The 18,082-nt window shown below is 38.7% G+C and carries 19 protein-coding genes; 2 read left to right on the forward strand and 17 right to left on the reverse strand.

Annotated features, from left to right (window positions below; translation table 11 throughout):
* Positions 1–79: 79 nt before the first annotated feature.
* Both BK581_RS05470 and BK581_RS05475 read right to left on the reverse strand, forming a co-directional pair.
* Positions 80–397, reverse strand: coding sequence for a post-transcriptional regulator (locus BK581_RS05470; protein ID WP_078577224.1), 318 nt, complete (start codon positions 395–397; stop codon positions 80–82).
* 28 nt (positions 398–425) lie between these two features.
* Complete coding sequence (locus tag BK581_RS05475) at positions 426–1,229, reverse strand: DUF368 domain-containing protein (RefSeq protein WP_078577225.1); 804 nt, start codon at positions 1,227–1,229, stop codon at positions 426–428.
* 156 nt (positions 1,230–1,385) lie between these two features.
* Between BK581_RS05475 and spoVB the strand changes: the two genes are divergently transcribed.
* Positions 1,386–2,936 (forward strand): stage V sporulation protein B, encoded by a 1,551-nt coding sequence (gene spoVB / locus BK581_RS05480; RefSeq protein ID WP_078577226.1) that lies wholly within the window; start codon positions 1,386–1,388, stop codon positions 2,934–2,936.
* 541 nt (positions 2,937–3,477) lie between these two features.
* Here spoVB and BK581_RS05485 read toward each other — a convergent pair.
* Together BK581_RS05485 and BK581_RS05490 are read right to left on the reverse strand one after the other, a co-directional pair.
* Positions 3,478–4,137, reverse strand: coding sequence for a DUF421 domain-containing protein (locus BK581_RS05485; RefSeq protein ID WP_078577227.1), 660 nt, complete (start codon positions 4,135–4,137; stop codon positions 3,478–3,480).
* 201 nt (positions 4,138–4,338) lie between these two features.
* A complete protein-coding gene (locus tag BK581_RS05490; RefSeq protein ID WP_078577228.1) occupies positions 4,339–5,628 on the reverse strand; it encodes an ArsB/NhaD family transporter in 1,290 nt (429 codons plus the stop codon).
* Between the two features lie 183 nt (positions 5,629–5,811).
* Between BK581_RS05490 and BK581_RS05495 the strand changes: the two genes are divergently transcribed.
* Positions 5,812–6,198: a TIGR04086 family membrane protein gene (locus BK581_RS05495; protein WP_095995530.1), complete on the forward strand. Its 387-nt coding sequence runs from the start codon at positions 5,812–5,814 to the stop codon at positions 6,196–6,198.
* A gap of 65 nt (positions 6,199–6,263) precedes the next feature.
* Here the strand turns inward: BK581_RS05495 and yajC are convergent, their stop codons facing one another.
* The 13 genes from yajC to obgE all read right to left on the reverse strand — a co-directional run bounded on the left by yajC (position 6,264) and on the right by obgE (position 17,951).
* Positions 6,264–6,524 (reverse strand): preprotein translocase subunit YajC, encoded by a 261-nt coding sequence (gene yajC / locus BK581_RS05500; RefSeq protein WP_078577229.1) that lies wholly within the window; start codon positions 6,522–6,524, stop codon positions 6,264–6,266.
* 170 nt (positions 6,525–6,694) lie between these two features.
* Positions 6,695–7,834 (reverse strand): tRNA guanosine(34) transglycosylase Tgt, encoded by a 1,140-nt coding sequence (gene tgt / locus BK581_RS05505; RefSeq protein WP_078579863.1) that lies wholly within the window; start codon positions 7,832–7,834, stop codon positions 6,695–6,697.
* Positions 7,835–7,864: 30 nt separating this feature from the next.
* Complete coding sequence (queA, locus tag BK581_RS05510; RefSeq protein WP_078577230.1) at positions 7,865–8,893, reverse strand: tRNA preQ1(34) S-adenosylmethionine ribosyltransferase-isomerase QueA; 1,029 nt, start codon at positions 8,891–8,893, stop codon at positions 7,865–7,867.
* A 20-nt stretch (positions 8,894–8,913) separates the two neighbouring features.
* Positions 8,914–9,132 carry a DUF2905 domain-containing protein gene (locus tag BK581_RS05515; protein WP_078577231.1) on the reverse strand — a complete coding sequence of 73 codons (219 nt, stop codon included), beginning with the start codon at positions 9,130–9,132 and terminating at the stop codon, positions 8,914–8,916.
* Entirely contained in the window at positions 9,129–10,130 is a 1,002-nt protein-coding gene (gene ruvB / locus BK581_RS05520) for a Holliday junction branch migration DNA helicase RuvB (protein ID WP_078577232.1), read from the reverse strand. Before ruvB ends, BK581_RS05515 begins: the two co-directional genes overlap by 4 nt.
* A 41-nt stretch (positions 10,131–10,171) precedes the next feature.
* The gene (gene ruvA / locus BK581_RS05525) at positions 10,172–10,792 is read right to left on the reverse strand and encodes a Holliday junction branch migration protein RuvA (RefSeq protein WP_078577233.1); all 621 of its coding nucleotides are present in this window, start codon (positions 10,790–10,792) and stop codon (positions 10,172–10,174) included.
* A gap of 143 nt (positions 10,793–10,935) precedes the next feature.
* Positions 10,936–11,496 (reverse strand): BofC C-terminal domain-containing protein, encoded by a 561-nt coding sequence (locus BK581_RS05530; RefSeq protein WP_078577234.1) that lies wholly within the window; start codon positions 11,494–11,496, stop codon positions 10,936–10,938.
* Between the two features lie 96 nt (positions 11,497–11,592).
* Positions 11,593–12,324, reverse strand: coding sequence for a YebC/PmpR family DNA-binding transcriptional regulator (locus BK581_RS05535; protein WP_078577235.1), 732 nt, complete (start codon positions 12,322–12,324; stop codon positions 11,593–11,595).
* Positions 12,325–12,482: 158 nt separating this feature from the next.
* Positions 12,483–13,484, reverse strand: coding sequence for a YhcN/YlaJ family sporulation lipoprotein (locus tag BK581_RS05540; RefSeq protein WP_078577236.1), 1,002 nt, complete (start codon positions 13,482–13,484; stop codon positions 12,483–12,485).
* Positions 13,485–13,563: 79 nt separating this feature from the next.
* Positions 13,564–14,592, reverse strand: a complete 1,029-nt coding sequence (gene safA / locus BK581_RS05545; RefSeq protein ID WP_169837552.1) for a SafA/ExsA family spore coat assembly protein — start codon at positions 14,590–14,592, stop codon at positions 13,564–13,566.
* Positions 14,593–15,123: 531 nt separating this feature from the next.
* Positions 15,124–16,026: a prephenate dehydratase gene (gene pheA / locus BK581_RS05550; protein WP_078577238.1), complete on the reverse strand. Its 903-nt coding sequence runs from the start codon at positions 16,024–16,026 to the stop codon at positions 15,124–15,126.
* Between the two features lie 31 nt (positions 16,027–16,057).
* Entirely contained in the window at positions 16,058–16,507 is a 450-nt protein-coding gene (locus BK581_RS05555; RefSeq protein WP_078577239.1) for an ACT domain-containing protein, read from the reverse strand.
* A gap of 160 nt (positions 16,508–16,667) precedes the next feature.
* Positions 16,668–17,951 (reverse strand): GTPase ObgE, encoded by a 1,284-nt coding sequence (obgE, locus tag BK581_RS05560; protein ID WP_078577240.1) that lies wholly within the window; start codon positions 17,949–17,951, stop codon positions 16,668–16,670.
* Positions 17,952–18,082 lie beyond the last annotated feature (131 nt).

Raw genomic sequence — 18,082 nt, forward strand, 5'->3', positions numbered from 1 at the left:
TATGTAATGCAATGCTTCTAAAGACTACTATTTATTATACTTTTTAAGAAAAACAAGTGTCAATATTAGGAATCCCTCTTTAGCTACTGTCATCCTCAAATTGATTTAATCTAAAATCAACCGGTTGCTCATTATGAAACCATTCTGGGCCTTTGTAGGCAGCAACAGTCACTAAATTCATATAATCGTTTACTTTCAAGCTGAATAGCTCTGAAACCATCCAGTGAGAACGAATTTTCTCTGGTCTTTCTTTGCTTTTTTCTACTTTTATCATAAAGCATTCCCAGACGTCTTTCTCTGAAATTTTTTCATACCCTAGCATTTTCCATTCTTCTACTTTGCTCTGAATGACTGGCTCCAGTTTCATTTTCCAATAACTCCATTGTTCATTAACCATGAGATTGCCTCCCTCTAATAACTTTTTCTTAGCTTCTCGATCCGAGGAGTATAGCAGTCAACGCACCAGCTAAAAATGTTACCGCACTTGGAAATAATGCTGCAGGCCCTGCTGAAAATCCTGGAAATACAATGACTAGAGAGCCAACTAATAATCCAATTATGACAGCATAAGTCATGTAAGGATATTGTTTTAAAACATATTTAATAATTTTACTGCTCATTGCAAAGCCAATTAAAAGACCCCCACCGAGTAAACCGATTACTGGTATATTCATTGAATATAAGGCTTCAATGGCTGTATCATAAACGCCAAATATAAGTAAAACCGCCGCTCCACTAATGCCTGGAAGCAACAAAGACGCACTTGCAAGCCAGCCCGCTATAAATAGCTTTACCCCGTTAAAAGGTGTTAAATCAATAATGCCAGAGCCTTCTTCTGGCAGAAGTCCCATCAACCCTACCCCAACAGCTGTCACGAGAAGTATCACAAAATGCGGTACTTTAAACTGCGTTTTCATATTAGATTGAGTTAGTAAGAGTGGAATCACACCAATAATCAATCCTAAGAAAAAAAACTGTGTTGTCTGATAATGGTGCTCATGTAACCACCGTATTATGTGAATTAATCCAACGAAGCCTGCAATCACTCCTATTCCAAGCGGAAGAAGAAATTTAAGACTGTCACGCCATTTTGAACTGAAAAAGTCACTGATTGATGCAATTAAATGATCATAAATCCCAAAAATTAACGCAATTGTCCCGGCACTTACACCTGGAACGAGATTACTTGCCCCCATTAAAATACCACGATAAACATTTCGCCATTCCATTTGTCTTTCCATCTCCTTAAGTTGTCCCATTATACCATTATTTCTATGTAGAAAAATCTATTTAATTATGAAACCTTGTCATGCTTGGCCACCTTTTCAGCATATACATCTTTAGTGGAAAAATCCAATGATTTTTTATAGAAAGTAGGGGCCGGAATGACGAAGCAAACATTTTTAAAAGGCGCAGTTATTTTAATACTCGCAGGGTTTATTACACGAGTTCTTGGCTTTATAAACAAAATAATTGTCGCACGCATCATGGGAGCTGAAGGTGTGGGTCTTTATATGATGGCAGTACCAACGATGCTTTTAGTCATGACCCTCACACAGCTCGGTTTACCTGTAGCCATCTCAAAGCTAGTAGCCGAGGCTGACACCGAGGGTGACAGATCAAAAATCAAACAAATATTAGTCGTTTCTTTAACAGTCACTGGGATTTTAAGTGTTATTTTTACAACGTGTATGGTGATGATAGCCCCTGTCATTTCTTCAAATTTCTTAACGGATAGTAGAGCCTTTTACCCGTTAATTGCTATCTCTCCAATCGTCCCTATTGTCGCCCTTTCCTCAGTCATTAGAGGCTATTTTCAAGGGCTTCAAAATATGAAACCAACCGCTTATTCACAAGTGATTGAACAAATTGTCAGAATTACATTTGTTGCAACCTTAACGTCTCTCTTCTTGCCATATGGTATCGAATACGCAGCAGCTGGGGCTATGATTTCTGTCGTTCTTGGTGAACTAGCTTCACTGATTTTTATGGTCACGATGTTTAAGCGCCGAAAAACCTTTCGTGTCCGCCGTCGCTTTTTTTCCCATGTAGCAGGTGGAAAAAAGACGTTTGAAGATTTAATGGTTATTGCCATCCCCACAACCGGCAGCAGACTCATTGGCTCTTTGTCTCTATTCTTTGAACCAATTGTTGTTGCCCAAAGCCTAGCATTAGCCGGTGTAGCTACAACTCTAGCTACCGCTCAATACGGTGAGTTAGCAGGGTATGTCATTCCAATGATTTTGCTCCCAACGTTTATAACGTATTCTCTATCGGTATCTCTCGTTCCTGCTATAAGTGAAGCTGCAATTGTGAAAAATCATGAATTGATTCATTATCGCCTTGGGCAAGCGTTGCGGTTCGCCTTAATGTCAGGCGGAGTAGCGGTTGTTATCCTATATGTTTTCGCTGAACCAATAATGGACCTAGTGTATGATGCTCCTACTGTGGCAGGCTACCTTAAAATTATGGCACCTTTCAGTTTATTTTTATATTTTCAAGGACCTTTACAAGCTGCTTTACAAGCGCTTAATTTAGCTAAATCAGCTATGATGAATAGTTTAATAGGAGCCGTAGTAAAAACGGCCACGATATTCATTTTAGCATCAAGACCAGAATTAGGCATTATGGGAGCTGCGTTAGGTGTCGTCTTAGGATTTATTCTCGTAACAATACTTCACTTTGCCACTCTTGTAAAAGCCATTAGTTTTACAATTAACTTAAGAGAGATAGTAAAAGTAATCATGGCGATGATCGCAAGTGGCGTGATTGGCTACACTTTATGGGAAGTACTTACATCGTATTACTCATTATTATGGCAGACAGTACTAAGTATTATCGCCACTTCAGTAACCTATTTCATTCTCGTGTTTGCTCTTAAAATTGTGCACCGCTCAGAAATAAGAAAATTCCCTTATATCGGTAAGTTCTTTTAGTTACTATTTATCTAACTTGATTGATTTTATAATCAGGATTGTATCGTTATTTCCGAACGATATGACTCATTTTCACTCTACAGATGGCCGCTTTCCACGGGGCGCGCCTTCAACTCATTCTGTCTTTGCAAAGCTCAGTCAGAATGAGTTTTCAGATGTCGCTTGCTCCCTTCCAGTTTGCGTTTCTGACGAATGTTTTGTTGTTAACCCCATTATTACTCGTCATATTGAGTAGAACATGGCATTATGATATTTATTCAACTCGATGCACCAAAATATGTTTGTTTAAAATTCTTAAAAACCTGACCTTTATTTAGATGAAAAAAACATATAACGAACCTTTAATCAGTGGACGCTTCGTAATTTTTTCAGTAATTTGTATTTAATAAATCAGGACCTTAGCGCATTATCTCTCACCTAAATAATCTGATCAATGTTGACGCGGAGGTTTTACAGACGGTTATTTGTGATAAAATTTTAAATAAACATTGTCACAACTAAGAGGGTATCCAATTAGCTAAACGCTTGTAGGATACCCTTATCATTCATTTTTTAAGTCTATAAATAATGATTCATCTCTGTTAAGCGAACAAAACGAAATACTTCTAACTTCCACCACACCTTTTTTTCTTAGCTCACTTCTTAACCAATGCACATCTTTTCCAATCTCATACAAATGATCTTCCTGTACTTCTCCATCTAGCACTAAAGGTAAAGGTATAAAAGCCGGCCTACCTGTGACAGATTCATCTGGATCTTTTCGTATAACAGATAGCTGGCCTGAAGGCTCTAGTATTGCAAACTCCACATCAGACATATACTGAATATCTTTTTGTCTTAATTGCAGCATTAAATCATCAAAATTATAACGTTGTCTTCTCATTTCCCGCTCATCAATTTTACCTTGACGGATAATTACTGATGGTTTCCCATCAATCATTTTCCTTAATTTTCGACTCTTCAAAGAAACGTATGCTAGTGTTATTTGAATAAGCATAAGAAGAAACATAGGAATAAGTTGATGAACGACGGGAACTCTCACATTTTCAATCGTCATAACAGCAAGCTCTGCAATCATTAAAGAAATAACAAAGTCAACGATAGATAACTGACCAATTTCACGCTTCCCCATAAGTCTAAATATGATTAAAATAACAACATAGATCACTAGTGTGCGTAAAATAATGGTTACTAACTCCATTTTGTCTCCTTCAAACAGCTATTAATAGTATGCGCAGTTTTACCACCTTAAACTAAAGCATACCGAAAAAGGCTCACATTCATACATTTGAGATAACTTTTCTTGAAATACCATGTGAGCCAATTGGTTATTGGTTATCTAATCAAAGACAGAACATTCTCATGAATTTTCTCATTCTTTGATATCATTCATTGAACTCGTTCACATAAAATCTGTTAAGTATCGAAAATATAAATAAACAGTTGAAATAATAAATGAGATTAAGGCCGTCGGTATTCCGATTTTAAGAAAGTCAACATAAGAAAAGGGTTGCCGGGCTTTCATAGCTAATCCAGCCACAATAAGGTTAGAGCTAGCACCAATCAATGTACCATTTCCACCTAGACAGGCACCCAGGGCTAATGCCCACCAAAGGGGATCTAAGTTTGTCATACCGTATTCCTGAAACTCTAAAATAACTGGAATCATCGCTGCGACGAAAGGAATATTATCTACGAAACCAGAAAGAATACCTGACGCCCAAAGAATTAATAACGCCGTAGTCGGCACATCCCCTTCCGTATAATAAATAATTGATTTAGCAATCTCATCAATAAGTCCCGTTTCTTTTAACCCCCCTACTAGCATAAAAAGTCCTACAAAGAAGAAAATAGTGACCCATTCAATCGATTGAAAAACTTCTTCCGTCCCTTTTTCTTCACTTGTCAATAACATAAGTAAAATAGCACCTGCCATAGCGATACTCGTCAATTCTATATTCAGTAGAGGTTGCATGATAAAACCGGTCATCGTTAGAGTCAGGACTGTCACGGACTTAAATAATAATGACCGTCTCTCTAAATAAATGCGGGGATTTATTCCCATTAAACGCATACGGTGAGCCTTATCTACAGTCAACTTCTTCTTGTATAAAAGACAAATCCCCAACAATACAACAGCATATATCACGACCACAACAGGCCCCAAATGTATGAGAAAGTCATTGAAATTTAAATGCTCTACGGCCTGTCCGATCATGAGGTTAGGTGGATCACCAATTAATGTCGCCGTACCACCTATATTTGAAGCTAGTATTGTGGCAATTAAATAAGGAATTGCTGTGATATTGAGCATTTGGGTTAATGTCATAACAATCGGAACAATAAGAAGAACCGTGGTGACGTTATTTAATAACGCCGAACCAACTGCTGTGAGTGTAGAAATAACAAGTAATAAAGCAACAGGGCCTCCTTTTACTACTTTCGCTAAATAGATAGCTGCAAATTCAAAAAGTCCACTTTGACTTGTGATCGACACAAGAATCATCATCGACAGCAATAATACGATCGTGTGCCAGTCAATATGCTGTAAAAAAGCATTCTCAAGCGTCATGACGCCTGCCATTAACATGGCAATTCCCCCAAGGCATGCGATGAGTGCTCTATTATATTTTTCACTAATAAGTAAGCTATAGCTTACTATGAATATCGTCAATGCCATCATCCATTCCATATGTCGATGCCCCTCCCTGTTTCATCGATACATTCTATGAGGACAGTTGGACAATCATGTCAGTATTTCGTTTCATCCTTAGAAAAGCTACACTTTTTATCTCGTTTTTTCATAAAAGCTCGTCTATTTTATTTTTCAGAAGAATATAGATGAGGTAATAGAAGTAAAAAGGAGGGTATTAGCGTGCCACAACGGCTAATAAGCAGCGTTTTATATGGTGTTTTAATGATATTTGTACTTGTTATTGTGACCAGCTTCCTAGGCTCATTGATTCTTCGATATACAAATACAACGGAAGAATCATTTTTCTGGGTTTTGCTCATTTTTTCATTTATCGCTTTATTTTTGGGTGGTTTTTTAGCAGGCGGTAAATCCGGGGAAAAAGGCTGGTTTGCTGGGGCACTGACTGCTTTAATGTATTCGTGTGTAACCTTTCTAACTCAATTTTTAAGTTTCAATGAAGGATTTGATTTGCAGCAGATAATTATCCACAGCGGATATTTAATCACGGCTATATTTGGAGGAATGTTAGGTGTCAATGTTCGGGGCCATAACTTCAAAGAACAATAACTGATTATCGCTTTGATGGACATGATAAAAAATCGACCTCCCTTTTGGGAAGTCGATTTTTTATATCAATCAGGATTAACTACTTCACGTATCGCTTGACGATCAAATGTTAACTTATTATTACTGTCGACCATGATCACTACTTGATTTTCATCAATTGCATCAATCGTACCGTGTAGGCCACCAATTGTTACAATTTTATCCCCTTTTTGAAGAGCAGCATGCATCTCTTGGATCTTCTTTTGTCTTTTTTGCTGGGGACGAATCAAAAGAAAATAAAAAATCGCAAACATAACAACAAGCATAATGATTGGTGTAAATTCCATTTATTTCACCCCTTTCAGTCTTAACACCTTCACATCGAACTATAAAACAAAATGTTTCAAATCCAAACAATCAGTTACGAAGTGTCAAGGCTGTAAAATAATTCTCCCGTACTATTGTAGACAAACTTGCCTTTAAAAATCAATCAAAATCTATTAAGATATAAGATTTACTAAAAATTTTTCGCATCTGCTTTATTGAATCCGTATGTTTCAAAAAATTCTGTTCTAAAGTCAAGTAACCGATCATCACGTATCGCTTGTCTTACCTGCTCCATTAAATTTAAGAGAAAATGCAAGTTGTGATAAGAACAAAGTCTTAACCCTAGTGTTTCATTACATTTGATAAGATGTCTGATGTAAGCACGAGAATGGTTTTGACAGACGTGGCAATCACACGCTTCATCTATCGGTCTGAAATCTCTTGCATATGCTGCATTTCTCACCACAAGCCTTCCAGTACTTGTCATAAGGGTGCCATTTCTAGCGATGCGTGTTGGTAATACGCAATCGAACATATCAATTCCACGTATGGCCCCATCAATTAACGAATCGGCAGATCCCACCCCCATCAAATAGCGTGGTTTATCTTTCGGAAGCCATGGCGTTGTGTATTCAAGTACCTCATTCATGACATTTTTCGGTTCTCCAACCGATAATCCCCCGATAGCGTAACCAGGAAAATCAAGTGAGACAAGATCTTCTGCACTTTGTCGTCTAAGATCTTCATACTCCCCACCTTGAACAATACCAAAAAGTCCCTGGTCCTCAGGTCTAGCATGAGCCTTCATACAGCGTTCCGCCCAGCGGCTTGTTCTCTCTACTGATGCTTTCATATACGCATGCTCTGCGGGATATGGCGGACATTCATCAAATGCCATCATGATATCAGGACCGAGCGCATTTTGAATTTGCATTGACTTTTCAGGTGTTAAAAATAATTTTTCACCACTTAAATGATTTCTAAAATGAACACCTTCTTCAGTAATATGACGCAGGTCGCTCAAACTAAACACTTGAAATCCCCCTGAATCTGTTAATACAGGCCGATCCCAATTCATAAAACGATGAATACCACCAGCTTCTTCAACAATATCCTCTCCAGGACGAAGCCAAAGGTGATACGTATTGCTTAAAATAATTTGAGCATTCATTTGCTTTAAATCTTCTGGACTCATCGTTTTCACGGTAGCCAGCGTTCCTACTGGCATAAAAATAGGTGTTTCAAATGTCCCGTGTGGCGTATGGACTTTTCCAAGCCTAGCTCCTGACTGTTTACACGTTTTTATATGTTCGTACTTAATAGCTGTCATCATGTCTTCCTTCCTTGTTAAAATACTCGTCTAAATAAGAAGCATTGCATCGCCAAAGCTAAAAAAACGATACTTGGCAGTCACCGCTTCTCGATAAGCATTTAAAATATGGTCTCTTCCTGCAAAGGCGCTTACTAGCATGACTAATGTGGATTTCGGCAAGTGAAAATTAGTTAGAAGGCCATCAATCGCTTGAAATGTAAAACCAGGGTAAATGAAAATATCAGTCCAACCGCTGGATGCAACTAATCGACCATGATGATCCCTCGCTACTGTTTCAAGTGTGCGTGCTGATGTCGTTCCAACTGCTATTATTTTCTTACCTTGTTCCTTCGTCTCATTTAATAACGCTGCTGTATCTTCTGTCATTTCATAATACTCAGCATGCATGTGATGCTCTTCAATTGAATTGACAGATACAGGGCGAAACGTCCCAAGACCAACATGTAGCGTAATATAAGCGACATTAACACCTTTTTCTTTCACCTTACTTAATAATGATTCAGTGAAGTGCAGACCAGCTGTCGGGGCTGCTGCTGACCCTCTATGCTCTGCATAAACTGTCTGGTAACGGTCTTTTTCCTCCAATTGCTCTTGTATATAAGGAGGCAAGGGCATTTCACCTAGCTTATCTAAAATTTCATGAAAAATACCCGAAAATGAAAACGCAATTTTCCTTCTGCCTTCCGGTAGCTCTTCCACACATTTACCGGTGAGAAGGTCACCTCCAAAAGTAAGGACTGTTCCCTCTTTCACTCTTTTAGCAGGCTTTACTAGCACTTCCCATTGATGGTTTTCCTCCTCTTTTAAAAGGAGTAGTTCGATCTTTGCTCCTGTTTCTTTCTTTACGCCAAATAACCTTGCGGGAATCACTTTCGTATTGTTCAAAACCAATGTATCACCTTTCTCTAAAAAGGTGAGAAGATCTGGGAAATGTTTATGCGCTATGTCACCAGATTGCTTATTCAATATTAATAAGCGAGAACTTTCTCTGTTTTTTAACGGTGTTTGTGCAATTAGTTCTTCTGGTAAATGATAATCGAATTGTGAAACATTCATCATGTTATTTCCTTTCTAGACTAACGAAATCTTCCAAACAAATATAAAACGATGGAGATAACGATACTAATTATAATTGACGTCATAATAGGAAAATAAAAAGTAGCATTTTCCCGTCGGATAACAATGTCTCCAGGAAGTTTTCCTAAGGATATAAACCGACCACCCACTTGCCAAATTAATCCAGCAACAATAAGAACAAGACCGATCAAAATAAGAAGTTTAGGAAATTGGTTCACTTTCCCGGCACCTCCAAATTAAAATGGTTATAAACAGAAGACGTTACCATACGCCCCCTCGGTGTCCGCTGTAAAAAACCGATCTGCATCAAGTATGGCTCATAGACATCTTCAATCGTGTGAGATTCTTCACCAATTGTAGCAGCAATTGTATCGAGTCCCACTGGTCCCCCTCTAAATTTTTCAATAATATTTATTAATAGTTTATGATCAATATGGTCAAGACCTAATTTATCTACTTGTAACAGTTTAAGGGCTTCATCTGTTATAGCATAATTAATCGTGCCATCTCCTCTTACTTGAGCGAAATCTCTCACTCTTTTAAGAATACGATTAGCAATTCGCGGTGTTCCCCGTGATCGTTTTGCGACTTCCTCTGCCGCTTGCTTATCCATTTTAACCTCTAATACATCAGCAGTTCTTTCAACAATTTCTTGCAGTTCTTCTGCCGTGTAATACTCCAACCGGCTCACCACCCCAAATCGATCACGTAAGGGGGCTGATAACATACCTGCACGAGTTGTGGCCCCTACAAGGGTAAACGGAGGTAAATCAAGACGCACTGATCGAGCTGATGGGCCTTTCCCAATAACAATATCAAGAAAATAATCCTCCATGGCTGGATAAAGGACTTCCTCTACAGAACGATTTAGCCGATGGATTTCATCAATAAATAAAACATCTCCTGGCTCTAAGCCTGTTAAAACAGCAGCCAAATCTCCTGGACGTTCAATGGCTGGACCAGACGTTGTCCGTAAGTTTACTCCCATTTCGTTTGCAATAATAAGTGACAAAGTTGTTTTCCCTAAACCAGGGGGGCCATATAATAATACATGATCAAGACATTCTTCACGCATTTTCGCCGCTTCAATAAACACCTTTAAATTATCTTTCACTGATTGCTGACCAATATATTGCGACAGCGACTGTGGCCTCAAACTTCGCTCTTCCCATTCTTCGTATCCTTGCGAGTCCCCGCTGACAATACGTTCTTCCATTCTATCTTCCTCCGATACATTGACGTATGACTTCGCGTCTATTAGCTTTTTAGCATCTCTTTCAAAGCTAATTTTATGTACTCATCTGTTGTAAGCTCCTGTTTCTCCAATATCGGTTGTACCTTTTTAATTTCTCGTTCCACATACCCTAAAGCACGTAATGCTTCAAGAGCCTCGTCCAACTCTTTAGAAAGTGATGATGTCGTATGTCGATTCACCACATCGCTTACGTGTTCGCTCGTTTCAGTTAGTGACGGAACAAGTTCAGCTACTTTTCCTTTAAGGTCTAAAATCATTTGTCTTGCTGTTTTTTTTCCGACTCCAGGAAACTTCACTAAAAAGGATTCATCTTCATTTTCTATCGCTTGAATTACGAGTTCAGGCTGTTCTGCAGCCACAATAGCGAGCGCCCCTTTTGGCCCTATTCCTGATACTTGCAGTAATTTTTCAAATAACCTTCTTTCCTCTCGATGAAAAAAACCATACAAGCGTATCGCATCTTCTCTGACATGCTGATACGTATATATTGTGATACTATTGTCCATCCATTCACCAAATTTGTAAGGATTGCCACAGTACACTAAATAGCCAACCCCATTGACATCTACGACAACCGTTTCTGGCTCAATATTTATAACTTTTCCAGTTAAACATTCAATCACACTTGTTTCCCCCACTTATAAAAATCATTATACGAACACATATTTCTATTTTAACACATTCTATCTCGATACAGTTCGTATTCTTATGTTGTAAATTATAAAAGCGAAAAAGCTACCTTTAAACTGGTAGCTTTAATCATATATTACATCTCATTAATGGCATATTCTTCGTAAAGTTTTAAGACCTGAAAATATTGATCCTTTGTTGAGACAGGGATACCCTCTATTAGTGAGTCGTGTAAATGACTTTTTAATTCTGATGTATTTATTTGAAAGAACGACTGAATAACGTCTTTTTCTGATGGTTTACCATTATAAATACTTAACGTACCGTCTTCTGCCATACCAAAATAACCATGCATTTTCATTAACGGTGAAATATCATTAACTTCTTTTTTGAAAATGATTTGGTGCTCATTTAAATCAATAACTTCCCAATCTTCATAGTAAGACCAGAAATCTTCCATTGACCAGATAGTCTCTACTACCTCTTCTTCACTTACTTCACCATCAAGATACACTCTTTGGAGAATTACTTCAACCTCCCGAGGTCCACCTGCCACCGGCGTTTTTTCAGCATGAGCTTCATGGCTTAAGGTTATTAAAGTGCATACGATTATTAAACAACAAACGAATGAAACATAAGTTCTTTTTTTTAATTTATAAACGTTTTCGTCCCCACGCCGTGTTCCTAGTAGTAGCATTTGTGTGTCGCCTCCTCAGTTAAGTAAAATGGATTCGGATTCACGACAATCATATTTAGCATAGCCACTACTAAGGCAAAATATCCCTAAAAAATACTAATTGGTTATTTCAAGATTATGATAAACATTTTGAACATCATCATTGTCTTCTAATGTCTCAATGAGTTGAATAATATCAGCCGCTTGTTCATCATTTACTGTAGTGGTTGTGCTCGGAAGCATCGTCACTTCTGCAAAAATGGGCTTTGAATCTATTGCATTAGGTAATAACTGCTTTACGTGCTCAAAATCTTCTGGAGCCGTGATAACTTCAAAAGCGTCAGTTCCAATTTTGACATCTTCCGCCCCAGCCTCAATCGCTTCAAGCAAGACAATTTCTTCATCTAGCTCTCGGGCTTTTTCAAATACAAGGCATCCTTTTCGAGCAAACATAAAAGCGACACATCCACTTTCTCCAAGGTTACCGTTGTTTTTATTAAAAGCTAATCGAACTTCTGCAGCTGTCCGGTTTTTATTATCTGTTAATGCTTGAACATATATCGCTACACCATGAGGCGCATAACCTTCATAAATTATTTCCTCATAAGTGACACCTTCTAAATTACCTAATGCTTTATTCATTGTCCGTTCAATATTATCGTTTGGCATATTGGCTTGCTTCGCTTTCTCAATAGCCAGCCGTAAATTTGTGTTAGTTGTGGGATCACTTCCACCATCTCTAACAGCTTGGAAAATCTCTTTAGAAAGCTTCGTGAATATCTTTCCTTTTTTTGCATCTTGTCGGCCTTTACGATGCTTAATATTACTCCATTTTGAATGTCCTGCCATTCTTCTTTCCCCCTGTTAATTCATCTCCTATTTACTATAGCACAAACTGGAAAAGTGCCATAGAAGAGAAGGCTAAATTAAGGTGAGAATATAATGACAATTTTAAAACAGGATAAAAAAGAATGCCTTATACATCAAGGCATCCTTTGTCATCAATGTTATCTTGTTCGTTCGAATGGTCTTTGAATGGCATCCCCTAAATCATCCAGCATGGCATTAAATGTTGCGCCTACTTCTTCAAATGGTTCACCATCTCGAAGGCGATTCTCCATATCATGGATCTTTTCTGCACCATTACGTTCAGTGACGACATGAACTTGTTTGTTCTCATCCATATCTTCTACAAAAGAACGCACACGGTCTTCCACTTGTTCACCGTCATTACCTTCTGGTTCAACCCCAATAATTACATTGTTGTCGTTAACAACAACATCACAATCACGTACCTCATCAAGACCTTCTACACGATTTTCAATCCTACTGGCTAAGCGACCATCGTCACTGTCGTAGTATGCTTGTTGCTGTCCTTTTTCTTTCCCTTGACCAAACCCTCTTTGTTGGCCCCGTGGTTGGTTACGCTCAATTGCTGTACCACCGTGCATTTGATCACGTGTACCACGGTTTACATGATTACCTGTTCTATTGAAACCACGCATTGTGCCATTAAGAAGGCCATTATCGTCTACCATTCCACGACGGTCATTTCCAGTAATACCTCTTGAAAATCCACCTCGACGGTTTTGACCCGCTTGAAATCCTCTTGCACGACCATCTCGTGCCTGAGCACCGGTACCATAACGTTCATCTCGTGTCATCATTCCTTGTTGACCACCGAAATGAGCATCTCCTTGCATCAAGCCACCACGTCCATCATAGGCAGCACCTGTTCCTCTAAACGCTCCACCATAACCAGCTCCGGTATCTGTAATGACACGCCCCTGACCTGTTCCAGCACCTCTAGGCGATCTGGCATCTTGACCATAGTGAGCAGCACCCATACCTGTTCCATCATGTGTAAATCCTTGTTGCAAGCCAGTTTGATTTCGTCCTTGCAAACCATAATTTTGTCCTTCTACATTCGCATTGTCTACATCTCCGCAACCTGTCACACCTGTAAACATTAGAGTGATAACAGATAAACATAAGGCAACCTTTTTCATTCATCCTCCTCCTTTCACCCCTTAGAGTGAACAGAAAGGAAGGAAATAATCCTGTCAATTTAAGCCATGAGCTCGTTCCTTAGTTATCTTCATCCTCTTCTACGGCAGCGTCATTCACATGTTGTGCTGGAGTTGAAACTGGATAAGTCCAAGGCATCATTCTGTAAAATGGATCATGTGGATTATAGTTATAGTAATGAGTTGATTTATGAGTATCAAATTGTTGTTTGTGGACTTCTGTAAGATCTCCATATTCAGCTGTTGTATACTCATCTTCAACTAAATCTTCTCTTTCTTCGCCTCTGTACATCATCTGTTGAGATGGCATTAATGGTGCTTGTTGTTGTGGATAATAAGGCATCATGTACATTGGCTGGTGCATGGCAGGCATCGACATAGGTTGATGTGGCCACATACCGTATGGTTGACATCCACATAAAGTTGACAATGGTATACAGCCCTCTGTTACAGGGCTAATCGGGTAGATAGGCTGCTGTATAGGCAATGGCATAGGTTGAGGCTTCATTTTAGGTTTTGCTACAGGCTTCTTTTTTTCTGGCAATTTTTTCACTGGTTTAGGTACGACCATTTCTTTCGGAGCTACTTTAGGTTCTGGCTTAGAAATCGGCTTTTTAGGTAATTCTTTTGGTTTTTTTGGTAATTCTTTCGGCTTTTTGGCCGGAGGTGGCATTGGTACTTTCGGTACAGCTGCCGGCTGTTTATAAATATTCACATTCATCTTTGCTTGCTGCATCTGATAAGTTGGCTTTAGCTCAGGCGGTGGAGCTGGTGCAGGTGCTACTGCTGGTGGCGGCGTAGGAGCCTTTTTTTTCACTTCTTTTTTAGTTGGGATTTCTTCAATTGGCTGTACTTGGGGCATTTCTTTTTTTATTGGCTGCTCTTTTGTCATTGGTGCACCTTCACCTTGATAAGGCACATTTTTTGGATTTGTTATACCCGCAGTAGGAATATTTATTTTCATACCAGGCATAATTAAATCTGGATTCGTCAAATGCTGGTTTGCCGATTTAAGGTTTTCAAAATCAACTCCGTATTTTTTTGATAATTTCCACAATGTATCTCCTTTTTGAACAATGTGTATTTTCACTTTACAGATCCCTCCCATACAATCTCATTGTATCCTATGCATCCATGGGCGAATTGTCACTATAAATATACCTAAATGGCAGTTTTATCTCACAAAACTATATGCATTGAAGTAAGATTATAGAAGTGGCGGTTTTGATAATGGCTAAGTATCTGGGATCAACTTCACAAAATCGAACAAAACAATCCGATTAATGTTCGCTTTTTAAAAGACCATATATAAAGTCGGGGAGCACAAGCACATTCTAAAGATTGAAAATGCAAGAGAGATTCTATCGCTATTTAGCTGAAGACGACTTCTTTGAAAAGCACCATCCATAGGGAAAATCAGGGGATTAGGAATAGTTCATAAAGTATTTAAAAAAGGGTAAAAATCACTGTCTACATACTTCACCCATATCAAAAGTCGTGTTAGTTGTTCCACCCTTTTCAGTCAAGTTACATATTAAAAAGCTAGGACTTTTTATATCCTAGCTTACGAAGTCTTAATCAAGATGCATATAAGCACCTTTCTTATCTGTGTATGTTGACGTTATTTTTCTGCCATAACCTTAGATTCAAACCCGTTAAGTTCTTCCAAAGTAAAGCACGGATAGCTTCCTAATACTTCTACTTCACATCCCAGTGCTCTTAATTCTTCACATACACCTGGAATTAAAATCTGATCTTGCTGCATAGCCACATCAATAATAAAGTAATAATTACCCAAACCCGTTTTTGTCGGCCGAGATTCAATTTTTGATAAATTAATTTTTCGCCAAGCAAATGCAGCTAGTACTTGATGTAAAGCCCCAGAAAAGTCGGAAGCCAAACTGATCATCAGCGTTGTTTTATATTGAGTGTTTGAAGATATTAATTCGTTAGCATAAAGGCTATTATTATTTTTAAGAAGAATAAACCGTGTTCGATTGTTATCATAATCGTTAATCTTCTTTTGCGCGATGCTTAAGCCATAAGAACTGGCTGCAACAATATTAGCAATTGCAGCAGCATTCTCCTCTGGGTGCTCATGAATATACTGCGCTGCCGCAGCTGTAGAGTTTTCATATGCAATCTCTGCATGAGGCAAAAATTTTCTTATAAACTGATGACATTGCGCAATCGCCTGCGGATGGGAGTAAACGATATCTACTGATTCCCACGTAGATTCCCTTGAAGGCTCCACGAGCAAATGTTGTTCTATTGGTGCCACAATTTCAGCTGCCATCGTCAGACGCTGTTGATGAATAAAATAATCTAATGTAATGTTAACAGATCCCTCAATAGCATTCTCCAATGGGACAACAGCTTGATCTACCACACCTTCTTTTACTGCGTCCATCGTATCTGGAATAGACCGAAACGGAATCCGCTCCCCATGAGGTATAAGTCTTTCTGCCGCAGCTTCAGTAAACGACCCCATGGGCCCTAAATAACCGACTTTTTCCACGCTAATGTCACTCCTTCACATGTCACTTCTCTGTATTCTACGCACCAGACCCGATGACTTCAACCTTAACAACTGGCTCTATTTCTTCTAATTTATTTAATAACACTGTGATTTCAATATCCATCGCTGCCGTTTCAATTGTTAAGGTAATTGTTGCCCGTCCTTGAAGTGGTATTGTTTGATTGATCGTTAAAACATTTGCCCCCGATCCAGCTACTGTTGACAACAACTGTGAAAGGGCACCAGACTGGTCCTCTAAATGGACTGATAATGTAATAATCTTTTCCTTAACCATCGTATGAAAAGGAAAAATGCCATCTTTATATTTGTAAAAAGCACTTCTGCTCAAATTCACTTGTTTAACTACTTCATTTATCTTAGCTTGCTTACCATTCTCGAGAAGCTTCTTTGCTTCAACTGTCTTTAACATTGCCTCAGGGAGCATATCTTCCCGCACAAGATAAAATTGCTCTGACTTCTTTTCCACGTTAATCACCACCCAGACAATAACCCTATTTCATTATTATAAAGTTCGTTTAATAAGTTGACAATACTCATACAGCTCTTTTTCTGAATTTTCATACGTCCATCTGTTACGTTAAAACACGCCGCCATTGACCTGAAATGATCGTTGACGACGTTATAGATTATTCAATAAACTCAAATTCATAATTTAAAATACGAACAGTATCTCCATCTTCTGCCCCTAAATCTCTAAGAGCCTGATCAATCCCCATATGTCGCATTTTTCTAGAGAATCTCTGGACAGAATCATGCCGGTTAAAGTCTGTCATTTTAAATACTGTCTCTATCTCATGTCCCTCTATTGTAAAGCCACCATCATCATCTTTTACTATTGAGAAAGGATCGTCTTTTTTCGTATATTTATAAACGACACGTTGATCAATTTCTTCTTCTTCATAAAGTGGAAATTCGGGTGTTGTTTCAATCATATCTGCCACTGCTCTCAAGAGGCCAGCAAGGCCTTGTTTAGTTACAGCTGACATCGGAAATATTGTAGCTTCATTTCCAACTTTTTCAGTGAAAGCTTCTAAATTCTCCTTTGAAGTAGGTAAGTCCATTTTATTTGCAGCGATTATCTGAGGCCGCTCTGTAAGCCGCAAATTATACTGCTTTAATTCATCATTAATTGTCAAATAATCTTCGTAAGGATCTCTCCCTTCGGTACCACTCATATCAATCACATGGACGATGACTCTTGTGCGTTCGATATGTTTTAGGAATTGATGACCTAATCCAACTCCAGCATGTGCACCTTCAATTAATCCCGGCAAATCCGCTAGTACAAAACTTCGTTGATCATCCGTCTCTACGACACCAAGGTTCGGAGCCAAGGTGGTAAAATGATAATCAGCAATTTTTGGTTTAGCAGCTGATACGACAGAAAGTAAGGTGGATTTCCCAACACTAGGAAACCCTACCAATCCAGCATCAGCCAATAATTTTAATTCAAGAACGAGATCTTGTTCCTGACCCGGTTCGCCATTTTCAGCAATTTCAGGAGCAGGATTAGATGGTGTAGCAAATCGAGAATTACCTCTTCCACCACGTCCACCTCGGACAATAATGGCTCTTTGCCCATGTTCGGTTAAATCTGCTACGATTTGACCAGTATGTTCATCAGACACAGTTGTTCCTGGTGGAACCTTTACTACTAATGCATCCCTGCTTTTTCCATGTTGATTTTTAGGGCGACCATTTTCGCCTCTATCAGCTTTAAAATGTCGCTTATATCGGAAATCCATTAATGTTCTCAAACCTTCTTCAACTTCAAAAACTACATCGGCACCTTTACCGCCATCTCCCCCTGCGGGACCACCATTAGGTACATATTTTTCACGTCGATAAGCGACTACACCATTTCCACCATCGCCTGCTTTAACATATATTTTCACCTTATCTACAAACATCTTTGTCACCTCTTAATGAATACTTTCATTGTGCGCCTTTGCAAAATAAAAATAGCTAACTTCAAACTAAATAGAGCTAAGAATACAAGGATTTAGCACCTCATTTTACTTTTCCCTCCACTCAGGCTTAT

It is taken from the genome of Salipaludibacillus agaradhaerens (genome assembly GCF_002019735.1).
GTDB classification, from domain to species: Bacteria; Bacillota; Bacilli; order Bacillales; family Salisediminibacteriaceae; genus Salipaludibacillus; species Salipaludibacillus agaradhaerens.

What these genes read in the sequence shown, in the direction of transcription:
- BK581_RS05470 (WP_078577224.1), bottom strand. Translation starts at nt 397, where the DNA reads ATGGTTAATGAACAATGGAGTTATTGGAAAATGAAACTGGAGCCAGTC.
- BK581_RS05475 (WP_078577225.1), bottom strand. Translation starts at nt 1,229, where the DNA reads ATGGAATGGCGAAATGTTTATCGTGGTATTTTAATGGGGGCAAGTAAT.
- spoVB (WP_078577226.1), top strand. Translation starts at nt 1,386, where the DNA reads ATGACGAAGCAAACATTTTTAAAAGGCGCAGTTATTTTAATACTCGCA.
- BK581_RS05485 (WP_078577227.1), bottom strand. Translation starts at nt 4,137, where the DNA reads ATGGAGTTAGTAACCATTATTTTACGCACACTAGTGATCTATGTTGTT.
- BK581_RS05490 (WP_078577228.1), bottom strand. Translation starts at nt 5,628, where the DNA reads ATGGAATGGATGATGGCATTGACGATATTCATAGTAAGCTATAGCTTA.
- yajC (WP_078577229.1), bottom strand. Translation starts at nt 6,524, where the DNA reads ATGGAATTTACACCAATCATTATGCTTGTTGTTATGTTTGCGATTTTT.
- tgt (WP_078579863.1), bottom strand. Translation starts at nt 7,834, where the DNA reads ATGACAGCTATTAAGTACGAACATATAAAAACGTGTAAACAGTCAGGA.
- queA (WP_078577230.1), bottom strand. Translation starts at nt 8,893, where the DNA reads ATGAATGTTTCACAATTCGATTATCATTTACCAGAAGAACTAATTGCA.
- ruvB (WP_078577232.1), bottom strand. Translation starts at nt 10,130, where the DNA reads ATGGAAGAACGTATTGTCAGCGGGGACTCGCAAGGATACGAAGAATGG.
- BK581_RS05530 (WP_078577234.1), bottom strand. Translation starts at nt 11,496, where the DNA reads ATGCTACTACTAGGAACACGGCGTGGGGACGAAAACGTTTATAAATTA.
- BK581_RS05535 (WP_078577235.1), bottom strand. Translation starts at nt 12,324, where the DNA reads ATGGCAGGACATTCAAAATGGAGTAATATTAAGCATCGTAAAGGCCGA.
- BK581_RS05540 (WP_078577236.1), bottom strand. Translation starts at nt 13,484, where the DNA reads ATGAAAAAGGTTGCCTTATGTTTATCTGTTATCACTCTAATGTTTACA.
- obgE (WP_078577240.1), bottom strand. Translation starts at nt 17,951, where the DNA reads ATGTTTGTAGATAAGGTGAAAATATATGTTAAAGCAGGCGATGGTGGA.